This is a genomic window from Pseudomonas sp. NCCP-436 (assembly GCF_019656335.1).
GTDB lineage: Bacteria > Pseudomonadota > Gammaproteobacteria > Pseudomonadales > Pseudomonadaceae > Aquipseudomonas.
Window position 1 is genome coordinate 33,611 of record NZ_BPLZ01000001.1, and the last position, 16,803, is coordinate 50,413.

Here is a 16,803-nt window from a genome sequence, read left to right on the forward strand (position 1 = left end):
CGGACTCAGCGCTGGCAGCTGCGCGCCTGCCAGGGCACCGCGCTAAGCACCAGCAGACCAAGCAGGCCGGCACCGACAAACAACCCCTGATAACCCAGCAGTTCGGCCAACCAGCCGCTGGCAGAGCCGACCACACCGGCCAGCAGTACCTGGATGCTGGCCTGCAGGGTAAAGTCGCCACCTTCGTGGGCCGGCCGGCACATGCGCATCATGGCGGCGAAAAGCACCACGGTGGACAAACCGTCAGCCAGTTGCTCGAACAGCGTCAGAACATACACCGCTGCAGCATCAATGCCGGGCCCGGCCAACAGCGCCAGAGTGGCAATGCCCATTGCCTGCAAGATCCCGGAAAGGATCAGTGCACGCTGCACGCCAACACGGGCATAGAGCAGTCCCCCCAGCAGAGCACCGCCGATACCGACCAGACTGCCGGCCAGTGTCAGCAGCCCCAACTGGCTACTGCTCCAGCCCTGATCCACCAGCATCGGACGGATCATCGGCGAGCCCAGTGCATCACCCAGTTTGAAGGTCAGCAGCACCACCAGCCAGGCCCAAATGCCAGGCTGCGCCAACAGACCGCGATAGTGTGTCAGTAGCAGTCGCGGGCCGCGCCCGGCTTGCGCCGGCACCTCATGGCGCGGCAGCAGGCGCTGCTCGGGAAAGCACCAGATCGGCACGCTCATCAGCAGGATCAGCCCGGCCAGCAGACCCAGCGACAGGTTCCAGCCCAGCGGATCCATGACCAGTAGCAAACCACTGCCGCTGACAATCATGCCCAGCTTGTAGCCGCCTACCTGCAGACTGTTACCCAGGCCACGCCAGCGCTCCGGCAGCAGGCGTACGGCCAGGCCGTCGGTGGCGATGTCCTGAGTGGCAGCCAGCAGGTTGATCAGCAACAGCAGACCCAGCAGGCCCCAGAATCCGTGATCAAACAACGTCTGCGGCGCCTGTGTGGCCAGCAACGCCACACAGAGAATCACGCTGCCCTGTAGTGGCAGGATCCAGCCGCGGTGGTGTCCCAGACGCGGTGAGGCCAGCCGATCCACCCAAGGCGCCCACAGCGCCTTCAGCAGCCAGGGCAGTGCCAGCAGCTTGAGCAGACCAATCAGCGCCAGATCCACACCCTGCTGGCGCAGCAGCACCGGCAGCGAGTGGGCGATCAATCCGGACGGCAGTCCCTGGGCACAGTAAAGCGAGGCCAGCAGTACCAGCGTGGCGCTGGCGGGACGGGAAACGATCGGCGACATGGAGGCGGCCCGGGAAAAAACGCAAGCCTAGTGGTTTGCCACCGCTGCCGGCAACGTGGCAGCGGTTACTGCACCGACTCGATCAAAGGCTGCCAAGACACTCGGCAAGGCCACTGGCAAGATTCTCCAGCAAGCGCTCGTAGCCCGTGGCCGTCAGGGACAGATCGCCGCCCAGTGCATCCAGTTCGGCGAGTCTGACCGGCAGTCCGGCGGTCAGGGTTTCGGCCAGTCGCGGACGCAGCGGCGGTTCGCTGAACACGCAACTCGGCCCGGCCTGCTGCAACTGTTCGCGCATGGCGGCCACATGCCGGGCACCGGGCTGTACTTCCGTCAGCACGCTGAAAACACCGGCATGGCGCAGGCCATAGGCCTGCTCGAAATAGTCGTAGGCCTCATGAAAGACGAAATAGGGGCGTTGTGGAAGTGTTGCCAGACGCTGACGGATGCGCTCATCGAGGGCATTCAGGCGCATCTCGAAAGCCTTCAGATTGGCGGCATAGCGCCCGGCATTGGCGGTATCCAGCGTGGCCAGATCCGCAGCCATACGCGTTGCAATAACCCGGGCGTTGGCCGGCAGCAGCCAGAGGTGGGCATCCAGACTGCCCGGGCGATGATCGTGATCGTGATCGTGATCGTGATCGCCATGATGCTGCGCATCGTCGCCGAAATGTCGCAGGTGCATGTCCGGCAGATCCTGCACGGCTACCTGGGGCTTGTCACGGCTTTCCAGTACTCGCGGCAGGAAGGCTTCCATGTCCGGGCCGATCCAGTACAGCAGATCGGCCTCGCGCAGACGGCGCACGTCCGACGGGCGCAGGGCATAGTGGTGTGGCGAGGCACCGGCCGGCAGCAATACTTCTGGCTGGCCAACGCCGTCCTGCACCGCCGCAGCGATCAGTTGCAGCGGCTTGATGCTGGTCAGAACACGTACCTCGGCCTGGGCAAGCGGTACAAGGCTGAACAGGCTTAGAGATAGGAAGAGCAGGCGAGAGAAACACCACTGCATGAAGGCGGATCATTCAGAAAACAAAGGGGCTACACAATAACATTTCCTTCAAGAGACATCACAGGTCCCCATCGGATCGAACGCAAAATAAACTTATAACCATATATATGTAATTTTTTATTCTTTTTTGTTTTTTCATCACTTGTAGCAGGGTGCCTCGGAGCTTTTTGAGGCAAGGGTATGGAAAATCAAGCACGCCGATTGGTCACCCAATGGTTCGTGCAAAACCAACGCTGACTGCACGCACGTCTTTATAGACGCCTGGGATGCACACACAGTGCCGAGGACCTGGTGGCAGAAACGTTCCTGCGCGTACTCAGCCTACCGGATCCTGCCCAGATTCGTGAGCCGCGAGCCTTACTGACCACCATAGCGCAACGTCTGATGCAGGAAGGCTGGCGACGTCGCGATCTGGAGCGCAGCTACCTGCAGATGCTCATGGCTTGCCTGGCCAGGGCAAGACTGCGTTTATCCACAGCCAGATTGGCAGGCTGACCTATATGCAGATCGCAGAGAGGCTGAGCATTTCACTCAGCCGCGTGCAGCAATACATGACCGAAGCCTTCAAGCTCTGCTACGGAGCACTTCAAGAGTGAACGAGCTAGCACTGAAGGACGTGGTCGACGAGGCCGCCTACTGGATGATGCGCCTGCAGTCGGGTGATATCAGCGAGGATGAGCGTCAGAAGTTTATCGCCTGGCACAGCAGCCATCCCACACACCCCCACGTATTCCAGCGTCTGAACGACAATCTCGGTTTGGTGCTCCGCGAGCCCCTCCTGCGGCTCTCGGACGAGCAGGTGCTACGCACCCTCAACGCACCGTCGAGCCGACGCAATTTCCTGCGCGGCAGTCTCGCCGGAGTCGGCGCCGTTGGTCTCGGCCTGCTCGGGCTACACCTCAATCGCACCGGCCTGGCACTACCTGGCGATCTCTATACCGCCACGGCCGAGCGCACCACCTACAACCTGGCGGACGGTAGTACGCTGAGCCTGGATGCACGAACCCGAGTAACGCCCAACTTCGGCTCACAGCATCGAGGCCTGCTCTTTCATCATGGTGGCGCGTTGCTCAATGCTCCGGTCACAACGCCCCCCTTCATACTCGACAGCCCCGTAGGTCGCATGAGCAGCCTGGGAGGCCGCTTCATTCTGCGCAGCCGTGCTGCCGGGCAGTTACAGCTTACGGTACTCAATGCCGAGGTACGCCTGGCCAACAATCAACAACTGCTGCCCGGTAGCAACGTGTATCTAGACCGTACCGGCGTTGTCGAACAAAGCCTGCTGCGCGGCAACGAAAGCGCCCGGATCGATGGCCTGCTGGAGGTGGAAACCGCCCGCTTGGCGAGGTTGTCGATGCCTTACGCGCCTATCGTAATGGCGTATTGCGGTTATCCTCAGCCGCCGCGAATCTGCGTACCAGCGGCTTATACCCTCTTGATGACAGTGACCGCGCCCTGCACTTGCTGGCACAGACACTACCGATCCGCATCAATCGCTTTGGCGAACTGTGGGTCAGTATCGAGCTGGCGTGAAACCTAAATTCATAAGCTCATGACCAATCGTTCCAAGAATGTTCTGTAGGTTTCTCCGCGTCATCGCTCATTGCAGAAAACCAAAGATGAGTTTCTGCCATGCACACTCCAATCCATACCCTGTTCAAACCCTCCTACTTAGCTCTGGCACTGTTGATAGGCGTCAGCGCAACACAAACCAGCCAGGGCACAAGACGCGGCGACCCAGCAGGTACGCAGCTTTCAGGTCCCGGCGGGCCCACTTGACCAGGTATTGCTGGGTATCTCCCGGCAGAGCGGTCAACTGATCTCCTTAGACCCGCGCTGGTCGAAAGGAGACAGACAGATGCCGTCAATGGCCAACTCAGCGTCGATCAAACTATTGCACAAGCGCTACATGGAAGCGGCCTGGGCTTCTCCAGGGATGCCGATGCGATAATCATCATTCCAGGTGCCACAGCCAGCCTGTGGCGACCTCCGTCACGCCAGCCACACCGATCCAGCCGGCAGTAGTGCCGCGTTTGGACAGCGTGATCGTCACCGCCACACGCTCACAGGAGCGCACCGCCAGCGCCTCGCTGTCACCTATCGATATCATCAGTGGCGATAGCCTGCGCAATACCGGTTCGGAAGAACTTGGTGCGGTACTGGCACGTCTGGTGCCATCAATCAACTTCCCGCGGGCCAGTCTGGTGGACGGCGCAGTTGCGTGGCCTATCGCCCGATCAGGTTTTGGTGTTGGTCAACGGCAAACGTCGCCATTCCGGTGGCAGCTGTGGAACGTATCGAAGTGCTGCGTGACGGAGCTTCGGCACGCTACGGCTCGGACGCCATTGCCGGGGTGATCAACATGATCCTCAAGCAGGATGCCGAGGGCGGCTCAGTCAGCGGCAAGTTCGGCCAGTACAAGGATGGCGACGGTATCCAACGCCAGCTCAGCGCCAACAGCGGCTTCAAGATTGGCGACAATGGCTGGCTGAACCTGACCCTTGAAGGTGGAAACAACGATTACACCAACCGCGCAGGTGAGGATCTGCGGCCAGGCAGCATCGGCTCTACCACCTATGGACAGCAGGTGTTCCGCCAGGGTGAACCGGCGACCAAGGAAGGCAAACTGTTCCTCAATGGCGAGTACGCTCTGCAGAACGGCTCGGAACTCTATGCCTTCGGCGGCTACAGCCGGCGCAAAGGCGAAACGGCTGCGTTCTACCGCGCCAGCAACAATATCCCGACCCTGTATCCGAACGGTTACCTGCCATTGATCCGCGGTGAACTGCAGGACAGCTCGCTGACCACCGGCCTGCGCGGTGAACTGGCGGATAACTGGCGCTACGACCTGTCACTCAACTACGGGCGCAACGAATACGACCTCAGCACCCGAACCATCAACCCGGATCTGTACCGCGACACTGGAAGCACACCGTTTTCGTTCGACAATGGCACATTGAGCAACGAACAGAAGCAGATCAACCAGGCCAACGGTGTCAGCAACATCAGCTACACCACGGTCCGTTACTTCAACAATGCCGTGGACACCCGCACCACTGGCGTCGATCTGGTCGCCAACTACCGCCACAACTTCGCCAACGACCTGCGCTGAAACAGCACGCTCGGTTACAACTACAACCGTACCAAGGTCACGGACGTCAAAGACAACCCGGCAATCCTCGACAGCCTGGGACTGGACCTGCTGCGCGTGAATCGCCGTGAGCGGCTGGGCCTGCTTGGCGATACGCCCCCCGGCACAAACTCACCTTCAGCAACGACCTGAGCGCTGGCAACTGGACTCTGCGCAGTAACCTCGTGCGCTACGGCAAGTTCACCAGCTATCAGAACAATGCGGCCAACGACCAGACCTTCGACGCTACCTAGATTCTCGACCTGGCCGTAGGTTACGCACTCGGCAACTGGCTGTTCACCGTGGGCGACGACAACATCACCGACGAACGACCGGAGCGCCCACCCGCGCGAGACTCAGCAGCGAACAGATGCGCCAGTCGCTGGCTGCCGTACACCGCCAGCGTGGCGACCGACCATTCTGGCTGTTCGCTTACGGCTCATTGATCTGGCGTCCGGAATGTCCGTCACTGGAGGTACGCCGAGCACGTCTGTACGGCTACCACCGAGGTCTCTATCTGTGGTCGCACAACCACCGTGGAACCCCGGAAAAGCCCGGCCTGGTATTTGGTCTGGATAGTGGTGGCTCCTGCAACGGTTTCGCCTATCGCCTGGCAGAGGAAGGACTGGATTGCCACCTGGAGGCCCTCTGGCAGCGCGAGATGATCGACGCTGCCTACCAGCCGAAATGGCTAAATTGCCGACTCGAAGATGGCAGCCGCATCTGTGCTCTGACGTTCGTACTCAATCGTCAAGGGCCACACTTCGCCGGCAACCTCCCCGATCAGGTACTGCATCAGGTATTGAGCAGTGCTCGCGGCCATTTTGGCAGTACCCGTGAGTATGCCGAGCAGACCGCACGAGCCTTACGCCAACACGCCATGCCGGATCGACGTCTGGAGGCAACGCTTGCCCGCTGCGGTTGCAACATGGACACCATGGCATGAAGGAAAAGCATGTGCGCCAGGCACTACTGGCCAGCCTTATTCCCCCTACTGGGCGCCTGTAGCGACTCGCTCGGCACACCGGACAACATCCAGTTGATCACCTGGAACAACACCTTCGCCCCCGCACGTAGCAGTGATATCGTCCCAGCGTATCGCCCATCTCGGGCTGACACAAAACGGAAGCATCATCGAATCACTCCGCCCCGAAAAAATCAGCCATAACCATGCCGAAGTGCCCTACACACGCACTTTCCGCACCGCCAGCCAGATAATTGGCCACCACAGGGCGGATTGATTTGGCGCACGATAATCGATGCGTTATACAATAACGTTCTACGTTTCGAGGGCGCACCATGTACAAACCCGCCAGCGTCGTGCCGCCTCTGGCTGCACGCCCCCACGACCATTCCCGCTGCGTCAGTCATGCGCTGGCCGAAGCCGAAGCCATCTGTGCGCGTCAGGGTCTGCGTCTGACCGCTCTGCGCAGGCGCGTGCTGGAGTTGGTGTGGGCCAGTCACAAGCCGCTCGGCGCCTATGACATCCTCGGCGTGCTGAGCGATGAGGACGGTCGTCGCGCCGCACCGCCAACGGTCTACCGGGCGCTGGATTTCCTCCTGGAAAACGGCCTGGTACACCGCATCGCATCGCTCAACGCCTACGTCGGCTGCAGCCACCCGGAACATGCACATCAGGGCCAATTCCTGATCTGCCGGAGCTGCCACGCCGCCACCGAACTGGAGCAACCGGCCATCAGCCAGGCCATCGTCGAGGGTGCAGCCGGCGTTGGCTTCGCCGTAGAAGGCCAGACCGTGGAAGTCGTTGGCCTCTGTGCCGGCTGCAAGGACAAGGCATGAGCGATGCTTTGATCCATCTCGACGGCGTCGCTGTCAGCTTCAATGGCCAGCCGGTACTGGATGATGTCCGCCTCAGTGTCAGAACCGGCGAGATCGTCACCCTGATCGGCCCCAACGGTGCCGGCAAAACCACCCTGGTGCGCGTTGTTCTCGGCCTACTGCAACCGCAGCAGGGGACGGTGCGACGCCTTCCGCGCCTGCGCATTGGCTACATGCCGCAGAAGCTGCATGTCGACGCTACCCTGCCGCTGTCGGTGCTGCGCTTCCTGCGTCTGGTACCCGGGGTGGATCGCTCCCGCGCACAGGCCGCGCTGACCGAAGTAGGCGCCGTTCAGGTGCTCGATAGCCCGCTGCAGAGCATCTCCGGCGGCGAATTGCAGCGTGTACTGCTGGCCCGTGCGCTGCTGCGCGAACCGCAACTGCTGGTGCTCGACGAGCCGGTACAGGGTGTCGACGTGGCCGGCCAGGCTGAACTTTACCGACTGATTTCGCGGCTGCGCGAACGTTACGGCTGCGGCGTACTGATGGTTTCCCACGACCTGCATCTGGTAATGAGTGCCACCGACCAGGTGGTTTGCCTCAATCGCCACGTGTGTTGTTCCGGCCATCCTGAACAGGTCAGTGGCGACCCCGCCTTCATCGAACTGTTCGGTCAGGATGCCCGCAGCCTGGCAATCTACCACCACCATCACGACCATGATCACGACCTGAATGGCGGCGTGATCAAAGGTACCGGCCTGACCATCCACGGCCCGGTTCATGTCCACGGCCCAGGTTGCAAGCACTGATGCCCGATTTTCTTCTCAACGCCCTGTTTGCCGGCCTGGCGCTGGCAGTGGTGGCAGGTCCTCTCGGTTCCTTCGTGGTCTGGCGGCGCATGGCCTATTTCGGCGATACCCTGTCCCATGCCGCCCTGCTCGGCGTCGCCCTGGGCCTGCTGCTGGACATCAGCCCGACCCTCACCGTGACCATCGGCTGTGTACTGCTGGCGGTGCTGCTGGTCACTCTGCAACAGCGTCAGCCTCTGGCCTCCGACACCCTGCTGGGTATCCTCGCGCACAGCACTCTGTCACTGGGACTGGTGGCGCTGAGCTTCATGCAGGACGTGCGGATCGACCTGATGAGCTACCTGTTTGGTGACCTGCTCGCCGTCGGCACCAACGATCTGGCCTGGATCGCTGGTGGTAGCGCCCTAGTGCTGGCACTGCTGGCCTGGTTGTGGAGACCACTGCTGGCCATTACCGTGCATGAGGAACTGGCACGGGTCGAGGGGCTGCCGGTGGCGGCCATCCGCCTGGCACTGATGCTGCTGATCGCCATTGTCATTGCCGTGGCGATGAAGATTGTCGGCGTACTGCTGATCACCTCACTGCTGATCATCCCGGCTGCCGCTGCCCAGCGCCACGCCAGCACCCCGGAACAAATGGCCGGCGGCGCCAGCCTGATCGGTCTGCTGGCAGTTTGTGGCGGACTGGCATTGTCCTGGTATCAGGATACGCCGGCTGGCCCCTCCATCGTGGTCTGCGCCGCCCTGCTGTTCCTCACCAGCTTCGCCCTGCCACGACGCAACGCCTGAGAGCAAGGTACCGGCAGGGTGAAATAGATGACGCAAAGCGCTATGATTGCGCGTTTTTTGCACAATTCGAGACGCGTTGCCATGATTTCGTTTGCCCTACGCGGGCTTTCCCTGTCTCTGGTTCTGCTACTGGCTGGCTGCCAGAGCAACCCGACCGACGTGTTCGAACAGAGTCTGGCCGAGCAGCGTCTTGACGAGGCCCGTCAGCAATTTGCCGAACTGGAGCAGGCCGGCAAGGCTCCACGTCTGGAGCACTACCGCCGCCAGTTGGCCGAGGCCTATCTGCAACAGGGCCAACTGGCCCTGCAACGTGGCGATCTGGATCTGGCTGCACGGGCGCTGGGCCAGGCTCGCAGCCTCCTGCCGCAAGCCCCCGCGCTGGCCCGCGATCCGGCCGAAGCTCTGGACGCGGCCCGTGCTGCCGAGCAGCAACGACAACCTTCTGGGGAAGGCGAACACTCCGGGGGCTGCAGCCCTGCACAGACCTTATTAATTCAATAAAAGAATAAGAATAGTAAAATAAAGATTATCTAGACCTAAAAACTGCCGGTTACACTAGCGCACCTTGCGCCTACCCGGCGCCCGAGTCCGCTGGCCACCGCTGGCCTCTGAACATACCCAAAAGGTCGTTCGCGTGATCCACTTCCAATCCGTCCACAAGGCCTACCGCGTCGCGGGCCGAGACATCCCGGCGCTGCAGCCGACCACGCTGCAGATCGAAAGCGGCCAGGTGTTCGGCATCATCGGCCATTCAGGCGCCGGCAAGAGTACCCTGCTGCGCCTTATCAACCGCCTGGAGGAACCCTCCGGCGGACGTATCGAAATCGACGGCGTCGACGTGACTGCCCTCGATGCCAACGGCCTGCGCCGCTTCCGCCAGCAGGTCGGGATGATCTTCCAGCACTTCAACCTGCTGTCGTCGAAGACCGTGGCCGAGAACATCGCCATGCCTCTGCGCCTGGCCGACGAACTGAACCGCGCCGAGATCGACGCACGCGTCGCCGAACTGCTGGCCCGCGTCGGCCTGCAAGATCACGCCAACAAGTACCCGGCGCAGCTCTCCGGTGGACAGAAGCAGCGTGTCGGCATCGCCCGTGCCCTGAGTACCCGGCCGAAGATCCTGTTGTGCGACGAGGCTACCAGCGCCCTAGACCCGCAAACCACCACCGCCGTGCTGCAATTGCTGGCTGAAATCAACCGCGAACTGGGTCTGACCATCGTACTGATCACCCATGAAATGGACGTGATACGCCGTGTCTGCGATCGCGTGGCGGTGATGGATGCCGGCGTGATAGTCGAAGAAGGCCCGGTGGCCGAGTTGTTCCTGCACCCGCAGCATCCGACTACACGACGCTTCGTGCAGGAGTCCGAGCATGTCGACGAGAACGAACAGCGCGACGACTTCTCTCACGTACCGGGCCGCATCCTGCGTCTGACCTTCCAGGGCGAGGCCACCTACGCCCCGCTGCTGGGCACCGTGGCCCGTGAGACCGGGGTCGACTACAGCATTCTCGCCGGTCGTATCGACCGCATTAAGGACACCCCCTACGGCCAGCTCACCCTGGCCCTGACCGGTGGCGACATCGACGCCGCGCTGGCGCGCTTCGGCGCCGCCGACGTGCATCTGGAGGTACTGCGCTGATGCTCGAACAACTGCTGCCCAACGTCTTCTGGCCGGAAATCTGGCAGGCCAGTCTCGATACCCTGAACATGCTGCTTGGCTCGATGCTGTTTACCGTATTGCTCGGCCTGCCGCTTGGTGTGCTGCTGTTTCTCACCGGGCCGCGCCAACTGTTCGAACAGTCGGCGCTGTACGCAGCCCTGTCGTTGGTGGTGAACATCCTGCGCTCGGTGCCCTTCGTCATCCTGCTGATCCTGATGATTCCCTTCACCGAGTTGCTGGTCGGCACCTCGCTGGGCGTTGCCGGTGCCATCCCGCCGCTGGTAGTAGGCGCCACGCCGTTCTTCGCCCGTCTGGTGGAAACCGCGCTGCGCGAGGTGGATCGCGGCATCATCGAAGCCACCCAGGCGATGGGCGCCACCACCTGGCAGATCATCACCCGCGCATTGCTGCCCGAGTCCCTGCCGGGCCTGCTCGCTGCCACCACCGTCACTGCCATTACTCTGGTCTCCTACACCGCCATGAGCGGCCTGATTGGCGGCGGTGGCCTAGGCGATCTGGCGGTGCGCTATGGCTACCAGCGTTACCAACCGGATGTAATGGCCGTAACCGTGATCCTGCTACTGATCCTCGTACAGGTACTGCAGATGGCAGGCGATCGACTGGTGGTGCACTTTTCCCGCAAATGATCATGACGGCGACTCGCCACCTGCGAGAGCCGTACCAACCCGTGCAAGAAGGAACCCTGAAATGAAGAAACTGCTCACTGCCCTGGCCGCCTTCGCGGCCTTCTCGGCTCAGGCCGAAACGCTCAGCGTCGCTGCCACCCCGGTACCCCACGCGGAGATCCTCGAATTCGTCAAACCCACCCTGGCCCAGGAGGGTGTAGAGCTGAAGGTGCGCGTGTTCACCGACTACGTGCAGCCCAACCTGCAAGTGCAGCAGGGCAACCTCGACGCCAACTTCTTCCAGCATCAGCCGTACCTTGACGAGTTCAATGCCAGCCGCAAAACCGAGCTGGTCAGCATCGGCGGCGTGCACGTCGAGCCCTTCGGAGCCTACTCCAGCAAGATCAAGGAGCTGAGCGAGCTGGCACAAGGCGCTACCGTGGCCATCCCCAACGACGCCACCAACGGCGGCCGCGCCCTGCTGCTGCTGCAGAAAGCCGGCGTGATCACCCTCAAGCCGGAAGCCGGCATCCTCGCCACGCCGAAGGACATCGTCGAGAACCCGAAAGGCATCAAGGTGCGTGAGCTGGAAGCGGCCACCCTGCCGCGTGTGCTGAGCCAGGTCGACCTCGCCCTGATCAACACCAACTACGCCCTGGAAGCCAAGCTGAACCCGACCCAGGACGCCCTGGCCATCGAAGGCAGCGACTCGCCGTACGTCAACATCCTGGTGACCCGCGCCGACAACAAGGACAGCGACGCCGTGCAGAAGCTGGTCAAGGCCCTGCACAGCGCCGAGGTCAAGCAGTTCATCGAAGAGAAGTACAAGGGCGCCGTAGTGCCGGCATTCTGATCGCCAGCTACCCGCTTTAAGCAAGAATGCCGCGTAGTCTTCCGACTGCGCGGCATTTTTTATGTCTCTTCGGACCTCACTCGACGGTGACGCTTTTCGCCAGGTTGCGCGGTTGATCCACGTCGGTGCCCTTGAGCACCGCCACGTAGTAGGAGAGCAGCTGCAGCGGCACGGTGTAGAGGATCGGCGCGAGCAGGTCGTGGATATGTGGCATGGCCACCACGTGGGTTCCCTCGCCGTTGTTCATGCCGGCCTGTTGGTCGGCAAACACGATCAGTTCACCGCCACGGGCACGCACTTCCTGCAGGTTGGATTTGAGCTTTTCCAGCATCTCATTGTTCGGCGCCACGGTAACCACCGGCATATCGGCATCTACCAGCGCCAGTGGACCATGCTTGAGCTCGCCGGCCGGATAGGCCTCGGCATGGATGTAGGAGATTTCCTTGAGCTTGAGCGCTCCTTCCATGGCCACCGGGTACTGGGTGCCACGACCGAGGAACAGGCTGTGGTTCTTCTCGGCGAACAGCTCGGAAAGCTTCTCCACCGTCTTGTCCATTGCCAGGGCCTCACCAAGACGGGTCGGCAAACGACGCAGCTCCTCCACCAGCTCGGCTGCCAGGGACTTATCCACAGTGCCGCGTACCTGCCCCAGAGCTAGGGTCAGCAACATCAGTCCGACCAACTGGGTAGTGAAGGCCTTGGTCGAGGCCACACCGATTTCCGGGCCAGCCTGAGTCAGCAGACAGAGGTCGGATTCGCGCACCAGCGAACTGGTTCCCACGTTGCAGATCACCAGACTGGCCAGATAGCCGCCTTCTCCGGTCTCCATGACCTTGGCATTGCGCAACGCAGCCAGGGTATCGGCCGTCTCGCCGGACTGGGAGATGCTGACGAACAGAGTATCGGGCTGCACCGCCACGCGGCGGTAACGGAACTCGCTGGCCACCTCCACCTGGCAGGGAATGCCGGCCAGCTCTTCCAGCCAGTAACGGGCGACCATGCCGGCATGGTAGCTGGTGCCGCAGGCGACGATCTGTACGTTCCTCACCCGGGCAAACAGCTCCGCGGCCTGCGGACCGAAGGCCTGTACCAGCACATGGTCGCTGCCCAGCCGGCTTTCCAGTGTGCGCTGCACTACTTTGGGCTGCTCGAAGATTTCCTTAAGCATGAAGTGGCGATACTCGCCCTTGTCGGCGGCCTCGGCTCCCTCGTGATACTGCACCGATTCACGCTGTACCGGCTGCCCCTCGGCGTCCCAGATCAGCACCTGGTCACGACGGATCTCGGCGATATCACCTTCTTCCAGATAAACGAAACGGTCGGTGACCTGGCGCAACGCCAGTTGATCCGAGGCGAGGAAGTTTTCCCCCAGCCCCAGGCCGATTACCAACGGACTGCCACTTCGCGCAGCAAGCAGACGATCCGGCTGACTGTTGCTGATCACAGCCAGACCGTAGGCACCGTGCAGCTCTGGGATGGCTGCCTTGAGCGCCGCTGTCAGGTCACCCAGCTGTTGCAGTTTGTGATTGAGCAGATGGACGATGGTTTCGGTATCAGTATCGGAAACAAAAACGTAGCCCAACTGTTGCAGACGGGCGCGCAGTTCCTCATGGTTCTCGATGATGCCGTTATGCACCACCGCCAGCTCCTGACCGGAAAAATGCGGGTGGGCATTGTTCTCGGTGGGAGCGCCATGGGTAGCCCAGCGAGTGTGGGCAATACCCAGACGACCACTGAGCGGCTCAGCCTGCAACGCAGCCTGCAGCTCGCTGACCTTGCCGGCACGACGCCGTCGATCCAGCCTGCCCTCATCGGTCAACAATGCTACTCCGGCACTGTCATAGCCACGGTATTCCAGGCGCCGCAGGCCTTCCAGCAGTACCGGGGTGATATTGCGCTCCGCGATTGCGCCAACGATTCCACACATGCTCGGTTCCTCAGTCTTGCTGCTGCGCGATGATCAGTTGAATTTCACGCACACGCAGTTGATCACGGGTCTCCTCGTCGAGACGCTCGTCGGTTATCAGGGTATGAATGCTGCTCCAGGGCAGCTCCAGGTTGGGGATGCGCCGGCCGATCTTGTCGCTTTCGACCATGACGATGACTTCCCGTGCCACTTCGGCCATCACCCGGGACAGGCCCAGCAGTTCGTTGAAGGTCGTAGTACCACGCTCCAGGTCGATACCGTCGGCACCGATGAACAACTGATCGAAATCGTAGGAGCGCAGTACCTGTTCGGCCACCTGGCCCTGGAAGGATTCCGAGTGCGGATCCCAGGTACCACCGGTCATCAGCAGCACCGGCTCGTGTTCCAGCTCGCGCAAGGCATTGGCCACATTCAGAGAGTTGGTCATCACCACCAGGCCGGGCTTGTGCCCCAGGTGCGGAATCATTGCGGCGGTGGTGGTACCGCTGTCGATGATGACCCGCGCATGCTCACGGATGCGTGCCACCCCAGCTCGGGCGATGGACTGCTTGTAAGGTGAAACCGGCTGGCTCGGCTCGGCGATCAGCTCCTGCGGCACCGGCACCGCACCACCATAGCGGCGCAGCAGCAGGCCGTTGCTTTCCAGGGCGGCAAGATCCTTGCGGATGGTCACTTCGCTGGTGGAGAAATGCTGCGCCAGTGCATCGACGCTCACCTCGCCCTGCTCGGCGAGCAAGGCAAGAATGGCATGACGACGTTGTGGGGTATTGCGCTTCGACATGCTTAAGTTTCGATTCGAAAGATAATGGCGCGAATCAAAACATAAGCTCGTCCGGGCCGCAAGCCCGTTCAGCGCCTCAGTTCAAGGTCAGCTTGACGCCGAACCCCACCAGGCATAGGCCCGCCAGCTTTTCCAGAGTGCGTGCAATACGGGGATTGGCGCGCATGCGCTCGGCGAGAAAGTGAGTCAACACCACCACGATCAGGCCGTAGATGAAGGTCAACAGTATGATGGTCAAGGCCATAAAGCCGAAGGTTATCAACCCCTGGTGGGTTTGAGGGTCGACAAACAGCGGGAAGAAGGCCATGTAGAAGATGATCGCCTTCGGGTTGAACAGGGTGATCACCAGGGTCTGCCACAGGTACTGACGCGGGCGGATATCCAGCGTCGGCCCTTCGCCGGGCTTGGCCAGCAACATGCGCAGACCAAGGTAGACGAGATAGCCTGCGCCCAGCCACTGCACCAGATAAAAGGCCGTCGGATAGGCCTTGAGCAGTGCCGCCACCCCCGCTACCGCCAGCCACATCAGCACCTGGTCGCCAAGGATCACGCCCAGGGTCGAGGCCAGCCCGCCGCGAATCCCACCCTTGCCGGTGGACAGGATCAGCGCCAGGTTGCCCGGTCCGGGAATGGCCAGAAGGATGATGAAGGCCACCACGAAGGCGGCATAATCCGTCACACCGAACATATGGAATCCCTCTTCGGAACCTTATCCACAGGCACGGATATACCCGTGGGCATTATTTCTTGGTCGGCCGTTTCCAGCCTTCGATATTGCGCTGCCTGGCCCGCCCGACGGCCAGCGTATCGGCCGGTACATCCTGGGTCACTACCGAACCGGCGCCTGTGGTGGCTCGATCGCCGAGGCTGACCGGAGCGACCAGCGCACTGTTGGAGCCGATGAACACGTCCTCGCCCATCACGGTACGGAACTTGTTGGCACCATCGTAGTTGCAGGTAATGGTGCCGGCGCCGATATTGCTGCGCGCACCGATTTCGGCATCCCCCAGGTAGCTCAGGTGGCCGGCCTTGGCACCTTCGCCCATGACGGCATTCTTCAGTTCGACAAAGTTGCCCACATGGGCTTTGGCGCCGAGCCGGCTGCCTGGTCGCAGACGGGCAAAGGGCCCGCAGTCGGCGCCCTCACCCAGTTCGGCTCCATCCAGATGGCTGCTGGCCTTGACGATGGCGCCCTTGCGCAGCACCGAATCCTTGATCACACAGTTCGGGCCGATCTGTACATCGTCCTCGATAACCACTCGCCCTTCGAGAACCACATTAACGTCGATGGTCACGTCACGCCCGACGCTAACCTCTCCACGCACGTCAAAACGCTTCGGATCACGCAGGGTGACGCCCTGAGCCATCAATCGGCGGGCCATGCGCTGGCGGTAGTGATCTTCCAGCTGTGCCAGCTGGATACGGTCGTTGACGCCCTGCACCTCTATCTCGTTGGTGGCGCGCTCGGTGGCTACTCGCAGGTTATCCGCCACAGCCATGGCAATCACGTCGGTCAGGTAGTACTCGCCCTGGGCATTGCTGTTGGACAGACGGCCCAGCCAGCCCGCCAGATGCTTGCCGGGCAATGCCAGAATGCCGGTATTGCCTTCACGGATCTGACGCTGCGCTTCGCTGGCATCCTTGTGCTCGACGATGGCCTGTACCTCGTCCTGGGCGTCGCGGACGATGCGGCCGTAGCCCGTGGGGTCCGCCAGCTCCACGGTTAGAAGCCCTAGCTGCTGCTCGCCAACCAGTGCCAGCAGGCGTTCAAGAGTCGCAGTTTCGATCAGCGGTACGTCACCGTAGAGAATCAGCACGGTGTCCGCAGTAAGGTACGGCAAAGACTGAGCCACAGCATGCCCGGTGCCCAACTGCTCGGCCTGGATGACGAAGTTAATATCGTCGGCCGCCAGTTGCTCGCGCACCATCTCGGCGCCGTGCCCGATCACCACCTGGATGCTCTGCGGCTGCAGGCTACGGGCGGTGTCGATAACGTGGCCGAGCATGGGCTTGCCGGCAACCGGATGAAGCACCTTGGGCAGGGCCGAACGCATGCGCGTCCCCTGTCCGGCAGCGAGAATGACGATATCAAGCGACATGAAGCGAATATCCTTGGCGGTCGCCGACAGCCTGGGGCCGTGGCTGGCTGAAACGGCAGAAAAAGAAAAAGGGTAGCCTAGGCTACCCTTTCTTT

Annotated in this window: 16 protein-coding genes and 2 pseudogenes; 12 read left to right on the plus strand and 6 right to left on the minus strand. The window is 61.6% G+C overall.

All coding sequences use genetic code 11. The features are described from left to right. Positions 1-5 precede the first annotated feature (5 nt). Both NCCP436_RS00175 and znuA read right to left on the minus strand, forming a co-directional pair. Complete coding sequence (locus NCCP436_RS00175; protein ID WP_220801777.1) at positions 6-1,247, minus strand: MFS transporter; 1,242 nt, start codon at positions 1,245-1,247, stop codon at positions 6-8. An 82-nt stretch (positions 1,248-1,329) separates the two neighbouring features. Then, complete coding sequence (znuA, locus tag NCCP436_RS00180; RefSeq protein ID WP_220801778.1) at positions 1,330-2,253, minus strand: zinc ABC transporter substrate-binding protein ZnuA; 924 nt, start codon at positions 2,251-2,253, stop codon at positions 1,330-1,332. Between the two features lie 180 nt (positions 2,254-2,433). On the opposite strand from znuA, the pseudogene NCCP436_RS00185 reads away from it, so the two are divergent. The 12 genes and pseudogenes from NCCP436_RS00185 to NCCP436_RS00235 all read left to right on the plus strand — a co-directional run bounded on the left by NCCP436_RS00185 (position 2,434) and on the right by NCCP436_RS00235 (position 11,901). Then, positions 2,434-2,849, plus strand: a pseudogene (locus NCCP436_RS00185) (sigma factor). After that, positions 2,846-3,793, plus strand: coding sequence for a DUF4880 domain-containing protein (locus NCCP436_RS00190; RefSeq protein ID WP_220801779.1), 948 nt, complete (start codon positions 2,846-2,848; stop codon positions 3,791-3,793). Before NCCP436_RS00185 ends, NCCP436_RS00190 begins: the two are co-directional and overlap by 4 nt. A gap of 296 nt (positions 3,794-4,089) precedes the next feature. Continuing rightward, positions 4,090-4,278, plus strand: coding sequence for an STN domain-containing protein (locus NCCP436_RS17745; protein ID WP_375709459.1), 189 nt, complete (start codon positions 4,090-4,092; stop codon positions 4,276-4,278). Continuing rightward, a pseudogene (locus NCCP436_RS00195) lies at positions 4,233-5,829 on the plus strand (TonB-dependent receptor plug domain-containing protein). The gene NCCP436_RS17745 and the pseudogene NCCP436_RS00195 overlap by 46 nt, the downstream one beginning before the upstream one ends. Continuing rightward, positions 5,754-6,329 (plus strand): gamma-glutamylcyclotransferase, encoded by a 576-nt coding sequence (locus NCCP436_RS00200; protein WP_220801780.1) that lies wholly within the window; start codon positions 5,754-5,756, stop codon positions 6,327-6,329. Before NCCP436_RS00195 ends, NCCP436_RS00200 begins: the two are co-directional and overlap by 76 nt. A 353-nt stretch (positions 6,330-6,682) precedes the next feature. Then, positions 6,683-7,183, plus strand: coding sequence for a Fur family transcriptional regulator (locus NCCP436_RS00205; RefSeq protein ID WP_220801781.1), 501 nt, complete (start codon positions 6,683-6,685; stop codon positions 7,181-7,183). Further along, positions 7,180-7,971: a zinc ABC transporter ATP-binding protein ZnuC gene (gene znuC / locus NCCP436_RS00210; protein WP_220801782.1), complete on the plus strand. Its 792-nt coding sequence runs from the start codon at positions 7,180-7,182 to the stop codon at positions 7,969-7,971. The genes NCCP436_RS00205 and znuC overlap by 4 nt, the downstream gene beginning before the upstream one ends. Continuing rightward, positions 7,971-8,759, plus strand: coding sequence for a zinc ABC transporter permease subunit ZnuB (znuB, locus tag NCCP436_RS00215; protein ID WP_220801783.1), 789 nt, complete (start codon positions 7,971-7,973; stop codon positions 8,757-8,759). Before znuC ends, znuB begins: the two co-directional genes overlap by 1 nt. An 81-nt stretch (positions 8,760-8,840) precedes the next feature. Further along, positions 8,841-9,260: a hypothetical protein gene (locus tag NCCP436_RS00220; RefSeq protein WP_220801784.1), complete on the plus strand. Its 420-nt coding sequence runs from the start codon at positions 8,841-8,843 to the stop codon at positions 9,258-9,260. A 133-nt stretch (positions 9,261-9,393) separates the two neighbouring features. Further along, the gene (locus NCCP436_RS00225; protein WP_220801785.1) at positions 9,394-10,401 is read left to right on the plus strand and encodes a methionine ABC transporter ATP-binding protein; all 1,008 of its coding nucleotides are present in this window, start codon (positions 9,394-9,396) and stop codon (positions 10,399-10,401) included. Next, entirely contained in the window at positions 10,401-11,069 is a 669-nt protein-coding gene (locus NCCP436_RS00230) for a methionine ABC transporter permease (RefSeq protein ID WP_220801786.1), read from the plus strand. Before NCCP436_RS00225 ends, NCCP436_RS00230 begins: the two co-directional genes overlap by 1 nt. Before the next feature lie 61 nt (positions 11,070-11,130). After that, positions 11,131-11,901 (plus strand): MetQ/NlpA family ABC transporter substrate-binding protein, encoded by a 771-nt coding sequence (locus tag NCCP436_RS00235; protein WP_220801787.1) that lies wholly within the window; start codon positions 11,131-11,133, stop codon positions 11,899-11,901. 76 nt (positions 11,902-11,977) lie between these two features. On the opposite strand, the gene glmS is transcribed toward NCCP436_RS00235, so the two are convergent. From glmS to glmU, 4 genes are all read right to left on the minus strand, one after another. Beyond that, positions 11,978-13,828, minus strand: coding sequence for a glutamine--fructose-6-phosphate transaminase (isomerizing) (gene glmS, locus NCCP436_RS00240; protein WP_220801788.1), 1,851 nt, complete (start codon positions 13,826-13,828; stop codon positions 11,978-11,980). Between the two features lie 10 nt (positions 13,829-13,838). Further along, entirely contained in the window at positions 13,839-14,609 is a 771-nt protein-coding gene (locus tag NCCP436_RS00245; protein WP_220801789.1) for a DeoR/GlpR family DNA-binding transcription regulator, read from the minus strand. 76 nt (positions 14,610-14,685) lie between these two features. Beyond that, positions 14,686-15,297, minus strand: a complete 612-nt coding sequence (locus NCCP436_RS00250; RefSeq protein ID WP_220801790.1) for a LysE family transporter — start codon at positions 15,295-15,297, stop codon at positions 14,686-14,688. A gap of 52 nt (positions 15,298-15,349) precedes the next feature. Further along, on the minus strand, positions 15,350-16,708 hold the full coding sequence (gene glmU / locus NCCP436_RS00255; protein ID WP_220801791.1) for a bifunctional UDP-N-acetylglucosamine diphosphorylase/glucosamine-1-phosphate N-acetyltransferase GlmU: 1,359 nt from the start codon (positions 16,706-16,708) through the stop codon (positions 15,350-15,352). Between the last annotated feature and the right edge of the window lie 95 nt (positions 16,709-16,803).